Source organism: Streptomyces sp. NPDC111628 (assembly GCF_055635195.1).
Window position 1 is genome coordinate 765,760 of the sequence record NZ_JBVKBZ010000001.1, and the last position, 20,306, is coordinate 786,065.

General features: G+C 72.4%; 20 protein-coding genes and 1 pseudogene. 10 read left to right on the forward strand and 11 right to left on the reverse strand.

Annotated features, from left to right (window positions below; genetic code table 11):
* The 7 genes from ACZ7MF_RS03870 to ACZ7MF_RS03900 all read right to left on the reverse strand — a co-directional run bounded on the left by ACZ7MF_RS03870 (window position 1) and on the right by ACZ7MF_RS03900 (window position 5,213).
* On the reverse strand, window positions 1-408 hold the full coding sequence (locus ACZ7MF_RS03870; protein ID WP_356860189.1) for a hypothetical protein: 408 nt from the start codon (window positions 406-408) through the stop codon (window positions 1-3).
* Between the two features lie 96 nt (window positions 409-504).
* Window positions 505-915 carry a VOC family protein gene (locus ACZ7MF_RS03875; protein ID WP_471474327.1) on the reverse strand — a complete coding sequence of 137 codons (411 nt, stop codon included), beginning with the start codon at window positions 913-915 and terminating at the stop codon, window positions 505-507.
* A 147-nt stretch (window positions 916-1,062) separates the two neighbouring features.
* On the reverse strand, window positions 1,063-1,836 hold the full coding sequence (locus ACZ7MF_RS03880; protein ID WP_164249468.1) for a succinate dehydrogenase iron-sulfur subunit: 774 nt from the start codon (window positions 1,834-1,836) through the stop codon (window positions 1,063-1,065).
* Complete coding sequence (sdhA, locus tag ACZ7MF_RS03885; protein WP_356860194.1) at window positions 1,836-3,590, reverse strand: succinate dehydrogenase flavoprotein subunit; 1,755 nt, start codon at window positions 3,588-3,590, stop codon at window positions 1,836-1,838. Before sdhA ends, ACZ7MF_RS03880 begins: the two co-directional genes overlap by 1 nt.
* 19 nt (window positions 3,591-3,609) lie before the next feature.
* On the reverse strand, window positions 3,610-4,092 hold the full coding sequence (locus tag ACZ7MF_RS03890) for a succinate dehydrogenase hydrophobic membrane anchor subunit (RefSeq protein WP_115743831.1): 483 nt from the start codon (window positions 4,090-4,092) through the stop codon (window positions 3,610-3,612).
* A gap of 5 nt (window positions 4,093-4,097) precedes the next feature.
* Entirely contained in the window at window positions 4,098-4,478 is a 381-nt protein-coding gene (gene sdhC / locus ACZ7MF_RS03895) for a succinate dehydrogenase, cytochrome b556 subunit (RefSeq protein WP_003974113.1), read from the reverse strand.
* Between the two features lie 255 nt (window positions 4,479-4,733).
* Complete coding sequence (locus ACZ7MF_RS03900) at window positions 4,734-5,213, reverse strand: 2-oxo-4-hydroxy-4-carboxy-5-ureidoimidazoline decarboxylase (protein WP_471474329.1); 480 nt, start codon at window positions 5,211-5,213, stop codon at window positions 4,734-4,736.
* A 230-nt stretch (window positions 5,214-5,443) separates the two neighbouring features.
* On the opposite strand from ACZ7MF_RS03900, the gene ACZ7MF_RS03905 reads away from it, so the two are divergent.
* The 8 genes and pseudogenes from ACZ7MF_RS03905 (at window position 5,444) to ACZ7MF_RS03940 (ending at window position 12,829) form a co-directional block, all read left to right on the forward strand.
* Complete coding sequence (locus ACZ7MF_RS03905) at window positions 5,444-7,069, forward strand: beta-N-acetylhexosaminidase (RefSeq protein ID WP_471474330.1); 1,626 nt, start codon at window positions 5,444-5,446, stop codon at window positions 7,067-7,069.
* 109 nt (window positions 7,070-7,178) lie between these two features.
* A pseudogene (locus tag ACZ7MF_RS03910) lies at window positions 7,179-7,622 on the forward strand (hypothetical protein); the annotation flags it as partial.
* A gap of 261 nt (window positions 7,623-7,883) precedes the next feature.
* The gene (locus ACZ7MF_RS03915) at window positions 7,884-8,477 is read left to right on the forward strand and encodes a hypothetical protein (RefSeq protein WP_471474332.1); all 594 of its coding nucleotides are present in this window, start codon (window positions 7,884-7,886) and stop codon (window positions 8,475-8,477) included.
* Window positions 8,478-8,644: 167 nt separating this feature from the next.
* Entirely contained in the window at window positions 8,645-9,067 is a 423-nt protein-coding gene (locus ACZ7MF_RS03920; RefSeq protein ID WP_471474333.1) for a hypothetical protein, read from the forward strand.
* 126 nt (window positions 9,068-9,193) lie between these two features.
* Entirely contained in the window at window positions 9,194-9,811 is a 618-nt protein-coding gene (locus ACZ7MF_RS03925) for an RNA polymerase sigma factor (RefSeq protein WP_471474335.1), read from the forward strand.
* A gap of 50 nt (window positions 9,812-9,861) precedes the next feature.
* Window positions 9,862-10,641 (forward strand): hypothetical protein, encoded by a 780-nt coding sequence (locus ACZ7MF_RS03930; protein ID WP_471474336.1) that lies wholly within the window; start codon window positions 9,862-9,864, stop codon window positions 10,639-10,641.
* 362 nt (window positions 10,642-11,003) lie between these two features.
* The gene (locus tag ACZ7MF_RS03935) at window positions 11,004-11,666 is read left to right on the forward strand and encodes an RNA polymerase sigma factor (protein ID WP_471474338.1); all 663 of its coding nucleotides are present in this window, start codon (window positions 11,004-11,006) and stop codon (window positions 11,664-11,666) included.
* A complete protein-coding gene (locus ACZ7MF_RS03940) occupies window positions 11,666-12,829 on the forward strand; it encodes a hypothetical protein (protein WP_471474339.1) in 1,164 nt (387 codons plus the stop codon). The genes ACZ7MF_RS03935 and ACZ7MF_RS03940 overlap by 1 nt, the downstream gene beginning before the upstream one ends.
* A 235-nt stretch (window positions 12,830-13,064) precedes the next feature.
* Here ACZ7MF_RS03940 and ACZ7MF_RS03945 read toward each other — a convergent pair whose 3' ends face one another.
* The gene (locus ACZ7MF_RS03945; protein ID WP_471474340.1) at window positions 13,065-13,976 is read right to left on the reverse strand and encodes a L,D-transpeptidase family protein; all 912 of its coding nucleotides are present in this window, start codon (window positions 13,974-13,976) and stop codon (window positions 13,065-13,067) included.
* A gap of 250 nt (window positions 13,977-14,226) precedes the next feature.
* Here ACZ7MF_RS03945 and ACZ7MF_RS03950 point away from each other — a divergent pair, with 250 nt between their 5' ends.
* Window positions 14,227-15,807, forward strand: a complete 1,581-nt coding sequence (locus tag ACZ7MF_RS03950) for an acyl-CoA mutase large subunit family protein (RefSeq protein ID WP_471474342.1) — start codon at window positions 14,227-14,229, stop codon at window positions 15,805-15,807.
* A gap of 85 nt (window positions 15,808-15,892) precedes the next feature.
* Here ACZ7MF_RS03950 and ACZ7MF_RS03955 read toward each other — a convergent pair whose 3' ends face one another.
* A complete protein-coding gene (locus tag ACZ7MF_RS03955; RefSeq protein WP_471475183.1) occupies window positions 15,893-17,305 on the reverse strand; it encodes an FAD-dependent oxidoreductase in 1,413 nt (470 codons plus the stop codon).
* 96 nt (window positions 17,306-17,401) lie between these two features.
* Here ACZ7MF_RS03955 and ACZ7MF_RS03960 point away from each other — a divergent pair, with 96 nt between their 5' ends.
* Window positions 17,402-18,052: a TetR/AcrR family transcriptional regulator gene (locus ACZ7MF_RS03960; RefSeq protein ID WP_356860215.1), complete on the forward strand. Its 651-nt coding sequence runs from the start codon at window positions 17,402-17,404 to the stop codon at window positions 18,050-18,052.
* Here ACZ7MF_RS03960 and ACZ7MF_RS03965 read toward each other — a convergent pair.
* Window positions 18,037-19,044 (reverse strand): class I SAM-dependent methyltransferase, encoded by a 1,008-nt coding sequence (locus tag ACZ7MF_RS03965; protein ID WP_471474343.1) that lies wholly within the window; start codon window positions 19,042-19,044, stop codon window positions 18,037-18,039. The genes ACZ7MF_RS03960 and ACZ7MF_RS03965 overlap by 16 nt on opposite strands.
* Before the next feature lie 77 nt (window positions 19,045-19,121).
* Window positions 19,122-20,273 (reverse strand): acyltransferase family protein, encoded by a 1,152-nt coding sequence (locus ACZ7MF_RS03970; RefSeq protein ID WP_471474345.1) that lies wholly within the window; start codon window positions 20,271-20,273, stop codon window positions 19,122-19,124.
* Window positions 20,274-20,306 lie beyond the last annotated feature (33 nt).

A 20,306-nucleotide genomic window follows, 5' to 3' on the forward strand; every position in this document is an offset into this window, starting at 1 on the left:
TCAGGCCCCGGCCGTCGGGGCCACCCAGCCCTGCGGCGGGACCGGGGGCAGCTGCTCGCGCTCCATCATGCCGCGCCGCCGGATCTTGTTGAGCACGTACACGTTGCCCAGGTGCATCACGCCGAGCACCAGCAGCACCACGCCCAGCTTGGTCGAGAGCGCCTCGAAGATGCCCCGGGTGTCGGTGATGGTCTCGTCGTCGCTCAGGTAGAGGGCGACGAAGCCGAGGTTGACGAGGTAGAAGCCGACCACCAGGAGGTGGTTGACGGCGTCCGCGAGCTTCTCGTTGCCGTGCAGGACGTCGGCGAGGAAGACCCGCCCGTTGCGGCTGAGCGTGCGGGCCACCCAGACGGTCAGACCGATGCTGACGGCCAGGTAGATGACGTAGGCGATGACGGTGCGGTCCATGCCCCACCCCTTCTTGAACGCGTTCAAAACGCTGACAGGACTGACTGTAGACCTGTTTTTGAACACGTTCAAGCCGGATGGGGGATCGCCTGCGGCTCAGGGGCGGCGGCCCAGCTCCGGGCGCTTGGAGTAGTCCGTGAGGCCGATGACGTTGCCCCACGGGTCGGCGAACTCGACGGTCCAGCCGGTGGCCACGGGGAACGGCTCGTCCAGCGGCGGCACCCCCGCCTCGCGCAGCGACCTGGCCGCCTCCCGGGCGTCCGTCACCTCCAGCCACACGCGCGCGGAGGGCCACATCGGCGGCTGCCGCCCGAACTCCTCCTCCGCCCGCAGCAGCAGCCCCGGCGTCTCGACGCCCGCCTTCAGCAGGGCGATCCCGGCCTCGTCGAGCCGGTAGGCGACCGGGAAGCCGGCCCGCTCGTAGAACCCGACGGCCTCACCGAGGTCTCCGACGGGCAGCAGTACGTTGTCGAACCCGAGCAGTTCGTACGACTCGTCATCTGACATGGCGTCAGGCTAGGACGATCGTCGCCCGGAACGGCTGATTGCCGGTCCGACCCCGCGGCCGGCTTACGCCGTCCGGCCGCAGGAACGCCGCAGGGCCCCGTCTCCATGGGAAACGGGGCCCTGCGGCGGCCTACGGCCGGACGGACGTCAGAAGCGGCGCGTGATCAGCGCTCGCTTCACCTCCGCGATGGCCTTGGTGACCTCGATGCCGCGCGGGCAGGCGTCCGTGCAGTTGAAGGTCGTACGGCAGCGCCACACGCCGTCGCGGTCGTTCAGGATCTCCAGCCGCTGCTCGCCGGCCTCGTCGCGCGAGTCGAAGATGAAGCGGTGGGCGTTGACGATCGCGGCCGGGCCGAAGTACTGGCCGTCGTTCCAGAACACCGGGCACGAGGACGTGCAGGCGGCGCACAGGATGCACTTGGTCGTGTCGTCGAAGCGCTCGCGGTCCTCGGCGGTCTGGAAGCGCTCACGCGTCGGCTCGTTGGTGTCCTTCGTGATCAGGAAGGGCATCACGTCCCGGTACGCCTGGAAGAACGGCTCCATGTCGACGACCAGGTCCTTGAGGACCGTCAGGCCCTTGATGGGCTCGACCGTGATCGGCTTCTCGGGGCTGAGGTCCTTGATCAGCGTCTTGCAGGCGAGGCGGTTCTTGCCGTTGATCCGCATGGCGTCCGAGCCGCAGATGCCGTGCGCGCAGGAACGGCGGAAGGTCAGGCTTCCGTCCAGGTCCCACTTGATCTTGTGCAGCGCGTCGAGGACGCGCTCCTTCGGGTCGATCTCCAGCTGGAAGTCTTCCCAGGTCGCCTCGGCCGCGACCTCCGGGTTGAACCGCCGGACGCGGAAGGTGACCGTGATGTAGGGGGAGTCGGCGAAGCCCGGCTCGGGGGCCTGGTCGCTCTTCTCCATGACAGGGGTAGCCATCAGTACTTACGCTCCATCGGCTGGTAGCGGGTCTGGACGACCGGCTTGTAGTCGAGCCGGATGGACTCGGCGCCGTCGTCGCCCACCTCGCGGTACGCCATGGTGTGGCGCATGAAGTTGACGTCGTCGCGGTTGGGGAAGTCCTCGCGGTAGTGACCGCCGCGCGACTCCTTGCGGGCGAGGGCGGAGACCGCCATCACCTCGGCCAGGTCGAGCAGGTTGCCCAGCTCGACGGCCTCCAGCAGGTCGGTGTTGAAGCGCCGGCCCTTGTCCTGGATCGACACGTTCTTGTAGCGGGCGCGCAGCTCGGCGATCTTCTCGACGGCCGTCTTGATCGTCTGCTCGGTGCGGAACACCATGACGTTGGCGTCCATGCACTCCTGCAGCTCGCGGCGGATCGTCGCCACCCGCTCGGTGCCGGTGGACGAGCGCAGCCGCTCGATCTGCTCGACGACCAGGGACTCCGGGTCCTCGGGCAGCTCGACGAAGTCCGCCTTCTGCGCGTACTCCGCGGCGGCGATGCCCGCGCGGCGGCCGAAGACGTTGATGTCGAGCAGCGAGTTGGTGCCCAGGCGGTTGGCGCCGTGCACGGACACGCAGGCGACCTCGCCGGCCGCGTACAGGCCGGGGACGACGGTGGTGTTGTCGCTGAGGACCTCACCCTCGACGTTGGTCGGGATGCCGCCCATGGCGTAGTGCGCGGTCGGCTGGATCGGGATCGGGTCCGTGTAGGGCTCGATGCCGAGGTAGGTCCGCGCGAACTCCGTGATGTCGGGCAGCTTGGCGTCCAGCTGCTCCGGCGGGAGGTGGGTGAGGTCCAGGTAGACGTGGTCGCCCTCGGGACCGCAGCCGCGGCCCTCGCGGATCTCCGTGTAGATGGAGCGCGAGACGACGTCGCGGGAGGCGAGGTCCTTCATGACCGGCGCGTACTTCTCCATGAAGCGCTCGCCGTCCTTGTTGCGGAGGATGCCGCCCTCACCGCGGGCGCCCTCCGTCAGCAGGATGCCCATGCGCCAGATGCCGGTCGGGTGGAACTGGAAGAACTCCATGTCCTCCAGCGGCAGCCCGCGCCGGTACACGGCCGCCTGGCCGTCACCGGTCAGCGTGTGCGCGTTCGACGTCACCTTGAAGAACTTGCCGGTGCCGCCGGAGGCGTAGATCACGGACTTCGCCTGGAAGACGTGGATCTCGCCGGTCGCCAGCTCGTACGCGACCACACCGGCCGAGCGCTTGACGCCGTCGACCTCGGTGATCAGCTGGTCCAGGACGTAGAACTCGTTGAAGAACTCCACGCCCTCCTTGACACAGTTCTGATAGAGCGTCTGGAGGATCATGTGACCGGTGCGGTCGGCCGCGTAGCAGGAGCGGCGGACCGGGGCCTCGCCGTGGTTGCGGCTGTGACCGCCGAAGCGGCGCTGGTCGATCGTCCCGTTGGGCGTCCGGTTGAACGGCAGGCCCATCTTCTCCAGGTCGAGGACCGAGTCGATGGCCTCCTTCGCCAGGATCTCGGCGGCGTCCTGGTCGACCAGGTAGTCACCGCCCTTGACCGTGTCGAAGGTGTGCCACTCCCAGTTGTCCTCCTCCACGTTGGCCAGCGCGGCGGCCATGCCGCCCTGCGCGGCACCCGTGTGGGAGCGGGTGGGGTAGAGCTTCGTCAGCACGGCGGTGCGGCTGCGCTTGGTCGACTCGATGGCCGCGCGCATGCCGGCGCCACCGGCGCCGACGATGACGGTGTCGTACTTGTGTACCTTCATGATTTTCGCAGCCCCGTGCCTAGCGGATGTTCGGGTCGAAGGTGAAGATCACCAGCGTGCCCAGCAGGATGGTGAACACCGTGGCGGTGTAGAGCAGGCCCTTGAGCCACAGGCGGGTGTTCGCGCGCTCCGCGTAGTCGTTGATGACCGTGCGCAGGCCGTTGCCGCCGTGCAGCATCGCGAGCCAGAGCATCAGGAGGTCCCAGACCTGCCAGAACGGCGAGGCCCAGCGGCCCGCCACGAAGGCGAAGCCGATCTTCGAGACGCCGCCGTCGAGCACCAGCTGGATCAGCAGGTGGCCGAGGACCAGGACGACCAGCACGACGCCGGACAGGCGCATGAACAGCCAGGCGGCCATCTCGAAGTTGCCCCGGGTGGACCTGGGGGACTTCTTCGTGCGGGCGCGGGGCGCCTCGATGAGCGGCGCCGGGTTGTCGACCGAGTACAGGGAGGCGCCCTCGACGGGGCCGATCCCGGAAGCGGGGGATTCAGTCGTGGACATTGGCGTCAGCTCCCGAACAGTTCACGAGCGGCGTGGCCGAGGACGGGGTAGATCGCCCCGAGCATCAGCACGACCCACAGGGCGACGACGGTCCAGAGCATCTGCTTCTGGTAGCGGGCGCCCTTGACCCAGAAGTCGACGGCGATGACACGCAGGCCGTTGAGCGCGTGGAAGAGGATGGCGGCGACGAGGCCGTACTCCAGCAGCGCGACGATCGGCGTCTTGTACGTGGCCACGACGGTGTCGTAGGCCTCGGGGGACACCCGCACGAGAGCGGTGTCCAGCACGTGAACGAACAGGAAGAAGAAGATGAGGACGCCGGTGACTCGATGAGCCACCCAGGACCACATTCCTTCCCGGCCGCGGTACAGCGTTCCAGCCGGCACGGAAATTTCCTCCGGGAGCGGGGATTGGGGCCGCGCCGGCTTTCCTTGTCGGTCGGGCCCGGCCGGGTACGGTCCACCGGCCCCCAGCATGGTAGCGACGTGTACCTGCGGTGCTTACAGGGGGCCTGCCGGTGTGATCAAAGTTGCACTCAAAGGAGCAGTGGGTATGAGCGGGGGGCGGCTACGGGGGTGGGGGTTTGTCCTTGAATGCCGGGTGCGGGCCGCCTGTGGCTGGTCGCGCAGTTCCCCGCGCCCCTAGAGGGCGCTGGTCAGCCGCGTTCTTGCCAGTTGGCGAAGTTCTTCTGCCGCAACCAGGCGTTCTTCGTCCGGGGCGTTGTTCAAACGTGACCTGATGGCTGCCAGCACGTGGTTCAGGGTCTCGTCCGGGGTCAAACCGTCCAGGCTGATGACGAACACGTGTCCGAAGCGGGACTCGTAGGCCGCGTGGGCCGCGTTCAGGGCGGTGTGGGCGGCCGCGTAGGTGTCCTCGGGGAGAGCGGGCAGCGTCTCCGCGGCCAGGGCCTCGGTCAGGTCGTCCGGGGAGAGGTCGTAGGCCGCCTCGTCCGCAGCCGCCAGGAGGGCGGGGAGGTCCGGGTAGGGACGGTGGGCGATGAGGCGGTGGGCCCAGGCGTGGCTGTTCAGGCAGGCGAGGAGGGTCTGGGCGGCCTCCTCGGCGGGGGCCGCGTTGAAGCGCTCCAGCGGGATGGCTGTTGCCGGTGTGGCGCGTGTTTGCACCGGTACCGGTATGGCCACTCGGCGGGGGAGGTCTGGGAGACGGTGCGCAGGCAGCGTGGGTCCTCGTGGGCTTCACGTGTGTGTCGGCAGGGGATTGTGCGAAAGGTGTGGCGTCACGTTATCGAGTGACGGCAACGCGTGTCCGTCCGATGCCCGAATTTCACCCGAACGGGAGAGTTTCAGAACATGTGGTGGACGCATGACGGCAACGGCGACCTTAGGTTGGCGCTGTGAGCCAGCACGGAGGCCGGATACCGGCGCACAAGGTGAGACAGCGGGCCGTGATCGCCGGCGCGGTGGTCGCCGCACTCGGCGTGGGGGTCGGCCTGTGGGCCACCGACGGCGATGGCGGCGGTGACGGCGACCGGGAGGGCTCGGCGGCCCGGTCCTCCACCGGGGAGGCGGCCGCCCCCAGCCCCAGCCGGTCCTACCCGCTGTCCAAGGAGCCGCGCACCATACCCGCCGTGCGTGAGCACACCGCCGCCCGCGGCCCCGGCTGGCAGCCCGAGAAGGGGAACCGGGTCGTCGTCGCCGACTCCGGACTCGCCGACGAGGGCAAGCAGATCGCCGGCGACCTGGGGATGACGTACGCGGGGGAGAAGGACGACGAGCGCGCCGGGGACCTGCTGCTCGACGTGAAGGCCGACAAGGGCGCGAACCCGGAGTCGTACACCATGACCGTGCGGGACGGCCGGGTCACCGTCACCGGGCCCGCCGAGGCCGGGGTCTACTACGGCACCCGCACCCTGAAGCAGTCGGTGGACGGCGGCGGCACCGCGCCGGAGGGCGTCGTGAAGGACGAGCCCGCCAAACCGAAGCGCGGCTTCTCGCTCGACATCGCCCGCAAGCACTACAGCGCCGACTGGATCAAGGACCGGATCCGTGAGCTGGGCGACCTCAAGTTCAACGAGCTGGGGCTGCACTTCTCCGACGACCAGGCCTTCCGCATCGAGTCGGACTCGCACCCCGAGATCGTCTCGGACGAGCACCTGACCAAGGCCGAGATGAAGGAGATCATCGACCTCGCCTCCTCGCGCCACATCACCGTCGTCCCCGAGATCGACTCGCCGGGCCACCTCGGCGCCGTGATCGCCGCGCACCCCGACCTCCAGCTGCGCAACGCGCAGGGCACGGCCACCCGCGGCGCCATCGACATCTCCAAGCCGGAGGCCGCGAAGATCGTCGACGACCTGCTGAACGAGTACGCCGACCTCTTCCCCGGCTCCCAGTTCCACCTGGGCGCCGACGAGTACCAGGCGCTCGTGGTGCCCAACCCGGAGGCGTCCTACCCGACGCTGGCCGCCGCCGCCCGCAAGGCGTACGGCTCCGACGGCACCGTCGCCGACCTCACCACCGGCTGGCTCAACGGCCGCGCCAAGACGGTCATGGCCCACGACCGCACCCCGCGCGCGTGGAACGACGGCTTCTTCAAGGACACGTCCGTCGAGCCGCTCAAGGACATCAAGGTCGCCTACTGGACCGGCAAGGAGATCGGCGCCCGCCCGCCGACGGAGTACCTGAGGGAGGGCCGCCAGGTCCTCAACTACAACGACGAGTTCCTCTACTACGTGCTCGGCCAGCCGCAGACCTTCGTCTACCCGACCGGCGAGCGCATCTACGAGCAGTGGACCCCGCGCGTCCTGCGCGGCACCACGGCCGTCGACGCCAAGTACGACGACCAGATACTCGGCGGCAGCTTCGCCGTCTGGGGTGACTTCCCGAACGCCCAGACCCAGGCCCAGGTCGCCGAGGGCATTCGGCTGCCGCTGGCCGCGACGGTCCAGAAGCTGTGGGATCCCGGCAAACCGGAGCTGTCCTGGACGGACTTCGCGGCGCTGGCGAACCGGCTCGACTGACCGCGACCGACGCGGCCAACACGCCGATTGGCCGATCCTGCTGCGAACTCGCGTACGGCTGTGGTGGTCTTTTGCCCAGCCGAACCGACACGCCGGGGGGAACCGGGACATGGGCTACTGGGGTTACTTCGTCGTCGGCCGCGCCGAGCGGCCGCTCGCGGAGCTGGAGGCGCTGGCCGGCGCCGGGGACATGACCCTGCGCCAGTCGGCGCCGGGCGGCTGGCAGGTGTGGGAGTTCCCGGGCGGCGACGGAGACGTCGGGAACATGAACGACCTGGCCGGTCAGACCGGCGCGCCCGCGCTGTTCGGCTACGTGATGGACAGCGACTGCGTGGTCGTGGAGGCGGCGGCGCCCGAGAGCGGGGCGTGGACGACCTGCCTGGCGCGTACCGCCATGGCCGGATACCTGGGTGCCGAGCGGGACGGGCTCACCCTGGAGGACTACTTCCTGGAACCCCGGGACGCCGCCGAGCGCGCCGTCGCCTGGGCCGCCGAGGCGGGGTGTACCGCGAGCGCCGCCGAGCTGGCGCGGGTGCTGGCGGACGACCCGGATGCGGACGAGGACGAGGGCGAGGACGAGGGCGAGGGCGAGGAAACGGGGGCGGCTGCGGGGGCGGCTGCGGATGTGGAGCCCGACGCGGGCGCCGGCAGGGTCCTTTCCTCCGGTCCGGTGGCTGAAAACCTCTTCTTCCGGTTCCTCGACCGGCTGGGCGTCGTGCCGCTGTGACACTCCCGGGCCGTCGCACGCAGTAAGGGTCAGTGCGGGCTCCGTGGTGGTGAGCGGGGCGAAGCGGCCGGAACAGGGAGGCACCCGATGAGCCTGGTGGAACTGATCGCGCGGGCCGACACACGCGGACTCGCCGCGAGCGGGCTGGCTTGTTTGGATCGCTGCGTCCCGCTGCTCGACGGCGACGACGAGGCCCTCAGACCCCTGTGGGCGACCCTCGCCCACGCGACCGGCGACACGACCGGTGACGCGACCGGTGACGCGACGGGACTCGAGTGGGCCGAGGGGCTGGCGCAGGTGCGGGACAAGCTCGCCGGCCCCGACGCCGCGGGTGAGGACGAGGCCGTGGTCCTGGCCCGCCGCATGCTCGCGGCCGCGCCGGCCGAGTGCTCGGGACCGGCACTGCGGACGTGGGCCGACGCCTGTTCCGTCGCCTCGCTCCGCATCCACCGGCTGCTCGACCCGGCGGCGGGCGCTGCTCCGGAGGGCGACGTCCCCCGCGACGCGGGCACGGAAGGGCTTTCCCCGCTCGTCGCCGCCGAACTGCGCCGCCAGGCAGGCGTCCTGGAACTGCTCGCCGGGCACGGCGCGGCCGGGCTGCGTCCGGCCCTGGAGGTCTCCACGGAGGGACGCCGGGTGCTGCGTGCGGTCGTCTCCCGCCGGGCCCGGGGACGGGGCTGAACGCCGGGGCCGCCGTCGGGCCGTGCCTGTGACCGTCGTGCGGGGAACGCGCGGTGGCGGTGCGGCGGACGTGGGGGAGGTGGGGCGGTCCTGCGCCGGTTGCGGAACGACCGCTCCCCGCGTGTGACGCAATGCCGCGCCACGGCGCTATAGCCCATGTGACGACTGTGACCAGCGGATTGACGAACGGATTGACGAGCGGGACGACGAGCCCGCAGCAGGCCCGGCCGTCGGCCGCCGCCAAGCCGGTGCGGTGGGCGGCGGACGCGGTGGCCACGATGCGCGAGGGCGCGAGGCTGCGCCTGGACTACTCGGCGCAGAGTCTGTGGCGCGTGGACCGGATGATCGACGGCATCCGGGACGCGGCGGCGCCGTACGCCGCCGTGGAGACGGAGCTGCGCGGACTCGGCGCGTACGCCGGGGAGGTGATCGCCCGTCAGACGGGCGGCGAGTGGTGGGCGACCGGTGGCGACCACTGGGTCCGCACCCCGGACGGCCGCCTGTGGGACCCGATCGACGAGGCCCGCCGCTGCTTCGCCGGCGACGGGTCGCTCCGCCTGCTGTGCCGGGACGCGACGGCGGCCCGGTGACGCCGGTCGTCCGGGCCCCCGCGGCCCCGGACGTTCCTGTGACACTTCTGTGCGCGCCGACGCTGATGACCTTGGGGGGCGCTCACCCGAGCGCGCGGAGGAACTCGGTACGGACGAGGACGGTTCTTGGGTCAGCGAGGGGAACCCCGCCGCGTACAGGCGTACGACGGGGAACTGGGCGCGGCTGTCGCGCGGGCCCAGGAGGGTGACGAGGCGGCCTTCGCGGTCGCCTACCGGCTCGTGCAGCCCGGACTGCTGGGCTATCTGCGCGGGCTGGTCGGCGAGGACGCCGAGGACGTCGCGGCGGACGCGTGGCTGGAGATAGCCCGTGACCTGCGGCGCTTCCGGGGCGACGGGGCCGGTTTCCGGGGCTGGACGGCGACCATCGCCCGGCACCGGGCCCTGGACCACCTGCGGCGCCAGAAGGTGCGGCCGCGGCCCACGGCGCTGGAGCAGGACGTCCTGGACCTGCCCGGCCCGCACAGCACGCACGACCAGGTACTGGAGTCGCTCTCCACCCAGGCCGCGCTCACCCTGGTCTCGGCGCTGCCGCGCGACCAGGCCGAGGCGGTGCTGCTGCGGGTCGTCGTCGGCCTCGACGGGCCCTCCGCCGCGCGCGTGCTCGGCAAACGGCCGGGCGCGGTGCGTACGGCGACGTACCGGGGACTGAAGCGGCTCGCCCGGCAGCTGGGGGCCGACGGTGTGACGGATGACGGCCCCAGGACGCTGGGAGAGTCGACATGAGGGGCGCCGAGGGCGGCGGCCCGGCGGACCGAGCGGGAGCGGAGGCGGACATGGGTGCACGGCACGGGGAGGACGACGGCCGTCGGCCCGCCGCGCTCGGCGGCACCCGTCACGCGGAGGCGCTGCTCGCCGCGGCGCTGCGCGGGGAGCGGGCCGACGCCGAGGGCGAGCGGCACGCCGTGGCCGCGTTCCGGGCCGCGCGGGAGGCGGCACCGGCCCGGGCCGTGCGCACCCGGCGGCGGGACGACTGGCGGCCGCGCGACGGACGAAGCACGGGGCGCACGCTGAAGACCGCGCTCTCCGTCCTGCTGGCGAGCCTCACCCTGGGCGGGGTCGCGTACGCGGCCATGGGCGGCGGCGGCTCCGCCGCGGACGACGGCCGCCCGGACCGGGGGCGCCCGCCCGCCACGGCCGACGGCGCCTCGGTCCAGCCGGTCGCCACCCCGCGCGCCGCCACACCCGCCCCCGCCACCACGGTCCCCGGTACCTCCGCGCCACCGGCGCGCCCGGCCACCGCAGAGGACATCGAGGCCCACTGCCGCGCCTACGAGCGACTGGAGGGCCGCGGCGAGGCGCTGGACGCCACGGCCTGGCAGCGGCTGCTCACGGCTGCGGGCGGCGCGGAGCAGGTCGAGGCCTACTGCGCCGGGCAGCCCGCCCGGGAGACCGGAACGGGCCGGTCGAACGGCGAGGGGAACGGAGGCGCCGCTGACAGCGGCCAGGAAAACGGCGGCCAGGAAAACGGCGGCCAGGGAAACGCCGACCAGGGGAAGGGCGGCAGCGGCGGGGCGGGCGGCGCTGCGGAACCGGTCCCCGGCCGGGGTCAGTAGCGCCCACCAGGGAAAACCGCGGCGGCCAAGGCAACGGCCGGGGCCGCCACCCCCCACAGGAGAGGCCCCGGCCGTCGCGCGGCACGGGCCGCGCGGCGGCCCGTACTCTCTTCAGCGCCGCGACTGCGTTTTCTGTCACACCTCACCGCGTCACGGGTTAGTTGCATCTTGTACGGCAATGCGAGGAGGACATGGACGAGTGGCGGTTTCAAGACGTAACGTGCCATTCGCGCCGATGCAGCGGGGGGCTTGCCCCCGCGACGGAGTCGCGGGGGACCACCGCGACCATCCATGGAGCAACCACGACGGCGAGGACCACGTCCGCGAGAGCGGCGCCGGCTCAGGCGCAGAAAGGCTTCTCGGTGCTGGGGGACGACGCGGAGCTGACCGCCGCGGTGCGTGCGGCACAGGACGGGGACGAGACCGCGTTCCGGACCGTGTACCGCGCCGTGCATCCGCGACTGCTCGGATACGTCCGCACGCTCGTCGGCGAACACGACGCCGAGGACGTGGCGTCCGAAGCCTGGCTCCAGATAGCCCGTGACCTGGAACGGTTCGACGGCGACGCCGACCGGTTCCGCGGCTGGGCCGCCCGCATCGCCCGCAACCGCGCGCTGGACCAGATCCGCATGCGCGGCCGCCGGCCGGTGATCGGCGGCGACGAGACGGAGCTGACCGGCAAGCCCGCGGAGTCCGACACCGCGGGTGAGGCCATGGAGGCGCTGGCCACCGGCAGCACCCTCTCCCTCATCGCCCGGCTGCCCCAGGACCAGGCCGAGGCGGTCGTCCTGCGCGTGGTGGTGGGCCTCGACGCCAAGAGTGCCGCCGAGACCCTGGGCAAGCGGCCCGGCGCGGTCCGCACGGCGGCGCACCGTGGCCTGAAGCGACTGGCCGAACTGCTCGGCGGCGATCCGGAATCGGGCGGCGGGCTCGACGCCCTGCCCCCGCAGCGAGAACCGCGCGGTCGTGCGGTGACGTCCGCGAGTGTGACGCATACGCGTGCGCGGACGCAGAAGGACATGTGATGGCCGACGAGCAGGACAAGTGGCTGGACCGCGAAACGGCGGAGTTCCTGCTGCGCGGGGAGCCACTGGAGAGTGCCGACCCCGCGGTCCGCGACCGTGCCGGACGACTCGTCGCGGCGCTGGGTGCGCTCTCCGTCCCGCCCGTGCCGACCGGGGAGGAACTCCCCGGCGAGGCCGCCGCGTTGGCCGCCTTCCGCAAGGTGCGCGCCGAACGGGCCGACGCGTCGGCGGAGGCCTCGGCCGCGTTCGGGCACGGTGCCGTGGACCGGCCCTCCGGCGCCGGTCCCGTCCGCATCGGCCCGCGCGGCGAGGGCGCCCGGCGGCCGCGCCGGGGCCGCCCCCTGCGCCTCGGACTGGCCGCCGCACTGACCGTCGGCATGCTCGGCGGCGTGGCCGCCGCGGCCGGAACCGGAGTGCTGCCGACACCGTTCGACCGCACCGAACCGGAACCCGCCGCCACCGTCTCGGCCGCGGCCTCCCCCGACCGTCCGACCGCCCCGCCCTCGCCGCTGGACGGCGTGCAGGGCGGGTCGGTGCCGGGCGCCACCCCGGGCGCGCCCGAGGGGGGCGCCGCGCGGGGCGGCGGCGAGGCCCGGGGCCGCGGCTCCGACGACCGGGAGCCCGGCGGCTCCGACGGCCGGCGGTCGAGCCTCGCCGCGTCCTGCCGCACGGTGCGCGCGGGCAAGGAACTCGACACCGCCCACCGCCGCGCGCTGAAGGAAGCGGCCGGCGGAGCCTCGCGGGTCGGGAAGTACTGCGGCGGTCTCCTCGCCGGAACCGGCACCGGCGGCCGGGACGGCGCCGACCGGGCCACCCCGGGAGGGCCGGTCCGGGAGGGCGAGCTCCGCGCGGACACCGGCGACGGCGACAGCCAGGGCGAGAAGAGCGACAAGGGCGACAAGGGCGCCAAGAGCGACGAGGGCGAAGGCAGGGACAACGGCAAGGGCAGCGGCCAGGGCCAGGACAAAGGCAAGGGCCAGGGCAAGGGCGGCGACGGTGACGACGACGGCGGCAACGGCGACGACGACGCCGACATAGCCCCGCCCCGGCGCGGTCCCCACCACCCCGCTCGCCCCCACCACCCCGACCGGGCGCACGGCCCGCACACCCCCTCGGCCTACCAGCCCCGGCCGCAGCACACCGGCGCGCCTCACGCCGCGTAGCCCAGCGACCCCTCTGACCTGGGGTTTCGCGGACGGCGAGGGTTTTCTCGCCGAGGGTGTGACACTTTCGGCCGCCGTGACGCAGTAATGAGTGAGCCGACTGGTCATCGGCTTTCGCACTGAGCCGGGGTTCCCCCCGTACCTGCGGCTCGTGCACCTCGGCGCGGGCGGGACACGTTCCCCCGGTCCCGCCCGCGCCCCATTCGCCGCCCGGCACTCGTGCCGCCGCACCGCCTCACCAGTACACGACGACCTTGTCGCCGGTCTTCACCTGCGCGTACAGATCCGCGATCGCCGCCTCGTCCCGTACGTTGACGCAGCCGTGCGAGGCGCCCGCGTAGCCGCGGGCCGCGAAGTCGTAGGAGTAGTGCACGGCCTGGCCGCCGCTGAAGAACATGGCGTACGGCATGGCCGAGTCGTACAGGGTCGAGACGTGGTGGCGGGACTTCCAGTAGACCTGGAAGACGCCCTCCCGGGTCGGGGTGTACTGCGAGCCGAAGCGCACGGACATCGTGGACACGGTCCGCCCGTCGATCATCCAGCGCAGCGTGCGGCTCGACTTGCTGACGCACAGCACCCGGCCGCTCGTACAGCGCGGGTCGGGCGCGGCGGCCGGCTGACCGCCCATCAGGTACAGGTCCCACCTGCCCGGCTCGTGCGACATCCCGAGCAGCCGCTGCCAGGTGACGGAGTCCGTCCGTCCGGTCCGCGGCAGCCCGCGTTTGCCCTGGAAACCGCTGACCGCGCGCTCGGTCAGGTCGTCGTACGTCCCGGTCGGCCCGTCCACGAGCCACTCCACCTGGCGCAGCCGGGCCTGCAGCTCACGCACGTCCCGGCCGGTGTCGCCCCGCTTCCACAGCACCCTGGCCGCCTCCGGCGCGGCCGGCGGCGCACTCGACGGCCGGTGCCGGTCCGGGGACGGCGTGCTCTTCGGCCGGTGCCGGTCCGGGGACGGCGTGCTCTTCGGCCGGTGCCGGTCCGGGGACGGCGTGCTCTTCGGCGGGTGGCCGGTGACCTCTATGCGCACCGGCGCGTGGCCCTTGCCGTCGGGCCCCGTGCCCTGCACGGTGCAGCCGCTCGCGGCCAGTACGGTCCCCAGCGCGACGGCGACCACCCATCCCGTGCTCCCCATGCCCGTCATACGCATCACGGCCCCCCGTCGTCTCACGGCCCCGCAGGAACGTCCCCAGAGATGTTCCCCGGGATGACGCGCCGCGAACGGCACGGCATCGTTGTGACCGGGCCCGCTCCGGGGCTGTGAGGAAGGTCCCAGCGTGCGCCTCTCCACCGGGTGCACGCGCGCGGATACAGTCCGTCGAAGGACCGGCCCGTACCGGCGGGTAAATGACGGGTAGTTCGAGCAAGTCGAACATGTGCTCAGCGGGAGGCATCACACCATGACGCGCGAGTCCGAGTCCGGGCTGCCCATCGAACCGGTCTACGGGCCCGACGCCCTGGAGGGCTGGGAGGCGGCCGAGAAGCTGGGCGAGCCCGGGAAGTACCCGTTCACCCGGGGCGTCTACCCGTCGATGTACACCGGCCGGCCGTGGACGATGCGCCAGTACGCCGGTTTCGGCACGGCGACGGAGTCAAACGCCCGCTACAAGCAGCTGATCGCCAACGGCACCATGGGCCTGTCGGTCGCCTTCGACCTGCCCACCCAGATGGGCCACGACTCCGACGCGCCGATCGCGAGCGGTGAGGTCGGCAAGGTCGGCGTCGCCATCGACTCCCTCGACGACATGCGCGTGCTGTTCGGCGGGATCCCGCTGGACAAGGTCTCCACGTCGATGACGATCAACGCCCCGGCCTCGCTGCTGCTCCTGCTCTACCAACTGGTCGCCGAGGAGCAGGGCGTGAGCGCCGACCGGCTCACCGGCACGATCCAGAACGACGTGCTGAAGGAGTACATCGCGCGCGGGACGTACATCTTCCCGCCCAAGCCCTCCCTCCGTCTGATCGCGGACATCTTCAAGTACTGCCGGGCCGAGATCCCGAAGTGGAACACCATCTCGATCTCCGGCTACCACATGGCCGAGGCCGGTGCCTCGCCCGCGCAGGAGATCGCCTTCACCCTCGCGGACGGCATCGAGTACGTGCGCACCGCGGTCGCGGCCGGCATGGACGTGGACGACTTCGCGCCCCGCCTCTCCTTCTTCTTCGTGGCCCGCACGACGATCCTGGAGGAGGTCGCCAAGTTCCGCGCGGCCCGCCGGATCTGGGCCCGGGTGATGAAGGAGGAGTTCGGTGCGAAGAACCCCAAGTCGCTGATGCTGCGCTTCCACACCCAGACCGCGGGCGTGCAGCTGACCGCCCAGCAGCCCGAGGTGAACCTGGTCCGCGTCGCCGTGCAGGGCCTGGGCGCGGTCCTGGGCGGCACGCAGTCCCTGCACACCAACTCCTTCGACGAGGCCATCGCGCTGCCGACCGACAAGTCCGCGCGCCTGGCCCTGCGCACCCAGCAGGTGCTCGCCTACGAGACGGACGTGACGGCGACCGTCGACCCCTTCGCCGGCTCCTACGTCGTGGAGAAGATGACCGACGACGTCGAGGCGGCGGCGCTGGAGCTGATGGGCAAGGTCGAGGACCTCGGCGGCGCGGTCAACGCCATCGAGCACGGCTTCCAGAAGAGCGAGATCGAGCGCTCCGCCTACCGCATCGCCCAGGAGACCGACTCCGGCGAGCGGGTCGTGGTCGGCGTCAACCGCTACCAGCTCGACGCGGAGGAGCCCTACGAGCCGCTGCGCGTCGACCCGGCCATCGAGGCCCAGCAGGCCGAACGCCTGGCCGGGCTCCGCGCGGAACGCGACCAGCCGGCGGTGGACTCGGCACTGGCCGCCCTGAAGAAGGCGGCCGAGGGCGAGGACAACGTCCTGTACCCGATGAAGGACGCGCTGCGCGCCCGCGCGACGGTCGGCGAGGTGTGCAACGCACTTCGGGAGGTCTGGGGGATGTACGTCCCGTCGGATGCGTTCTGACAGCCGCTGAGCCGGGCTGTTGCCCCGGACGGGTGATCGTGGGCGAAGACGTCACGCGGGGCGGGCCGGGGACCAGGTCCGGGCCTCAGCCGCCCAGCCCGAACCGGCCCAGGTAGGCGTCGAGCCCCTCCGGCGCGTCCCCGGACCACCCCACGTACCCGTCCGGCCGTACGAGGAACAGCCCCGCCCCGTACGCCTCCCGCGCGCCCCCGCGCACCACCCGCACCGCGGGCCCCACGACACCGTCGGGCGCGTCGGCGCCCAGCGCCAGCAGCGTCCAGTGCGGCCCCCGGAAGGCGTCGAAGAGCCGTACGCCGTCCACCGTCCCGTCGGGCGCGCGGTCCCCGGCCCGCACCGTGCCCTCGCCGACGGCGCCCCGCGTCTCCAGGCTCAGCGACGACTCCCGGTACCCCAGCCCGAGCTGCCGGGTCGCCGCGCCGCGCCGCACCTCGCCGCGGTGGACGCCGGTCGACAGGTCGAGCATCTGCGCGGCGATCGGGCGCCGTTCCTCCTCGTAGCTGTCCAGGAGCGCGGCCGGGGCCTCGCCCGCCAGCACGGCGCCCAGCTTCCAGCCCAGGTTGTAGGCGTCCTGGACGCTGGTGTTCAGGCCCTGGCCGCCCGCGGGCGAGTGCACGTGCGCCGCGTCCCCGGCGAGGAAGACCCGGCCCGAGCGGAACCGGTCGGCCAGCGCGGCCCGCGGCCGGAAGTCGGAGGCCCAGCGCACCTCGGTCACGTCCTCGGCGGCGAGGTGCGAGCGTTCCGCGACGACCTTGCGGACGCCGTCCGGGGAGAGGTCCACGTGCGCGTCCTCCGGGAACCGCGCGGTGACCTGGAAGTCCTCGGTGCCGGCCAGCGGGCAGACGGCGAGGAAGTCGGCGCCGTCGTGGGGCGGGAAGATGTGCCAGTTGTCGCGGTCCAGGCCGCTGATCCGGACGTCCGCGACCAGCGTCGGGTTCGGGTCGACGGTCTCGCCGGTCATGCCGATGCCCAGGGCGCGGCGCACCGCCGACCGGCCGCCGTCCGCGGCCACCAGGTAGCGGGCGCGGACCGTTTTGCCCGAGGACAGGTGCGCGGTGACGGCGTCCGCGTCCTGGGTGAGACCGGCGACCTCCCGGCCGAAGGCGATGCTGCCGCCCAGCTCCGCGAGCCGCGCCGCCAGGATCTCCTGCGTGCGCCACTGCGGCACCATCCACGGCTCGTTGTACGGCGAGCCCTCGCTCGGCTCCGCCGGGTCGAACATGTGGTGCTCACCGACCCGCTCGCCGTTCTGCCAGACCATGCCGACCGGGTAGGTGCCGCCCGCCGCGTGGATGGCGCCGAGGACGCCGAGGTCGTCGAAGACCTCCATGGTGCGGGGCTGCATGCCCTTGCCCCGTGAGCCGGGGAACAGCCCGTCCGCGCGTTCCAGGATCAGTGCGCGGACCCCGCGCCGGGCCAGGTCGACACCGAGGGCGAGGCCGGTGGGGCCCGCGCCGACGATCAGAACATCCGCGTCCAGGGCAGGCGTATCCGTGACATTCACGGCAACTCTCCTTAACGATGTTAAGTCCCGTACGGGTTCGAGGATGGCCTTAACGCCGTTAAGCTGTCAAGCGTGAGTACGGAACGACGCGCCCCCCTGGACCGCCGACGGGTCGCGGACACGGCGCTCGAGCTGCTGAACGACGTCGGCCTGGACGGCCTGACCCTGCGCGCCATCGCCAGGGAGCTGGACGTGAAGGCGCCCGCCCTGTACTGGCACTTCAAGGACAAGCAGGCGCTGCTCGACGAGATGGCCACCGAGATGTACCGGCGGATGGTCGCCACCACCCCCCTCGACCCGGCCGACACCTGGCGGGAGCGGCTGCTCAAGGCCAACCGGGGCCTGCGCGCGGCCCTGCTCGGCTACCGCGACGGCGCCAAGGTCTTCAGCGGCTCACGCTTCACCGGCGCGGTGCACGCGGGGCAGATGGAGGAGAGCCTGCGGCTGTTCACGGCCGTCGGACTCACCCTCGCGCAGGCGGTCCGGGCGAACACGACGACGTACCTGTTCACCCTCGGCTTCGTCACCGAGGAGCAGGGCGTCGAGCCCCTGCCCGGCGAGCGCCGGGAGGGCTTCGACGTGGACGAGCGCGCCCGCCTGCTGGCCGACTACCCTCTGACGGCCGCGGCGGGCGCGGAGATCTTCACGGACTACGACCGGCACTTCGAGGAGTCGCTGGCCGTGGTGATCGCGGGCATCGCGGCGTACTACGGCCTCGACTGAGCCGCCCCCGCGGCCCCGCCCGCCTTCGACCGCTGCGCCGCCCGGTACCGGCGCACCGCGCGCGTGACGAGGGGCGGCAGCAGGTCCAGCGCGAGCCGCCGGGTACGGTCCCGCCGGGCCGACGGCCGGGCCGTGCGGGCCGCGGCCCGCGCCGGACGGGCCTGCGCGGTCTGCTCGGGCACCGGCGCGGCGTCCGGCCGGCCCGCGTCGGGGACGGGAACGGGCGCCGGGTGCCGTGAGGACGGCAGCGAGGGCGGCCGCAGCCGCTTGCCCCGGGCGCGGGTCCGCACCAGCCGCTGCCCGGCGGCCCGCTCCACGGTCACGGCGATGTCGTCGTGCCCGCGCAGCGCCGCGAGCAGCTCCTCCCGCACGGGCTCCGGGTCGCCCCAGGTGCCGTACAGCTTCTGGCTGCTCAGGCAGACCGGGCGCAGCCCGCGGTTGAGCACCGCCTCCCAGGCCGCGACGGCGACGCCCGGGGTGTGCTCGCTGCGGAAGTCGTCCAGGACGACGATGCCGTCGGGCCCCAGCAGCTCCCTGGCGGCGCGGATGTCGCCCTCCACATGCTCGTACAGGTGCGAGGCGTCGATGTGGACGAAGCGGCAGGTGCCCGGCGCGACCTCGTCGACGACCGCGGAACTGGGCGCCTGGATGATCCTCGGCAGGGCGTCGTGGAACGAGAGGTAGTTGCGTTCGAAGGCCTGGCGGGTGAGTGAGGAGTACGACTTCGCCGCCTCCGCCCGGTTGGCCGCGTCCGGCGGCTCGGCGCCGAACAGGTCGCAGACGGTGAGCGTCTCGCCGTCCCGCAGCCGGTGCCCGAGCAGGATCGCGCTCTTGCCCAGGTAGGCGCCCAGTTCCAGCAGGTCGCCGCGGGTGTCCAGGCGTTCCTGCCGCTCCAGGAACCAGGAGAACAGCACCTGGTCGAGCGGCCAGAACCAGCCGGGGACGTCGTTCAGCTCACCGGGGTACTCGTGCGTCTCTTGCGCAGTGGCCATGAGGCGAGGATGCCCCCTCGGCACCCGAAATGGAGGGGGCACGCGCGATACGACGGTCAGAAAATCGCACGTATCGCTCAATGTGTCCGGGCCAGCGCACTCCGCAGCCGGGGAGTCAGCGTGTTCTCGACGTACCGGTTCAGCAGCCAGGCCAGCACGAGCATCGCCGCGACGGTCAGCAGGAAGGTGGCGTACGACGGGACGCCCAGATCCCGGTGGAGCGCCTCGATGACGACCCAGCCCAGGTGCTCGTGGACGAGGTAGAAGGGGTAGGTCAGCGCACCCGCGACCGTCAGCCAGCGCCAGTCGGCCCAGCTCAGCCAGCCGAGCGCGATCACGGCGACCAGGGCGAAGCCCAGCGTGACGATCAGGATGATGCCGAACGACGTCCGGTTGGCGAAGGCGTCCGGGGAGGGCGGGCGCCACAGGTCCTGCACGGCCCAGTACTGGCCGATCAGCCAGCTCACGGCGACGATGCCCCACGCGTACGCGTCCCGCCGGTCCCGGTGCACCAGGTACAGGCCGATGCCGCCGATGAAGAACGGCGCGTACTGCGGCATCAGGACCAGGTCGAGCAGCGGCTCCTCGGCCGCCTGTGCGATCGCCGCGCCCAGCGTCCAGCAGGCGCAGAAGAGGATGACCCGCCGCCGGCTCGCGCCCGGCAGGACGACGCAGAGGGCGAACAGGGCGTAGAAGCGGATCTCCGCCCACAGCGTCCAGTCCACGCCCAGGACCCGGTCGGCGCCCAGCGGCTGGTGCAGCAGCGTCAGGTTCAGCAGGCCCTCGCTCGGCGAGACCGCCTCGTAGGCGACGACCGGCAGGGCGAACACGGCCGTCACGAGCACGACCGCCACCCAGTAGGCGGGCAGCAGCCGGGAGGCGCGCGAGGCGAAGAAGGACCGCGGCGACCGCCCCCACCCGCTCATGCAGATGACGAAACCACTGATCACGAAGAACACCTGCACGCCCAGGCAGCCGTAGGCGAACAGCGAGTGCAGGGTCGGGAACTGGAACTTCGGCGACGACCCCCAGGCCGTGGTCACGTCACCGCCGCGCCCGCCGTAGTGGTACGCCGCCACCATCAGCGCGGCCACCAGCCGCAGTCCGTCCAGGGCGCGCAGCCGCCCCTTCGTGGACCTGGGCGGCGCCGGTGCCGGGCCGGACGGGGCCGGAGGGGAGACGTTCTCCTCCGGCCGCGGTATGGACGTGCTCACGACCGTCTTGGTCACGCTCGTACTACTCCTTCGACCGCTGTCCGGTCG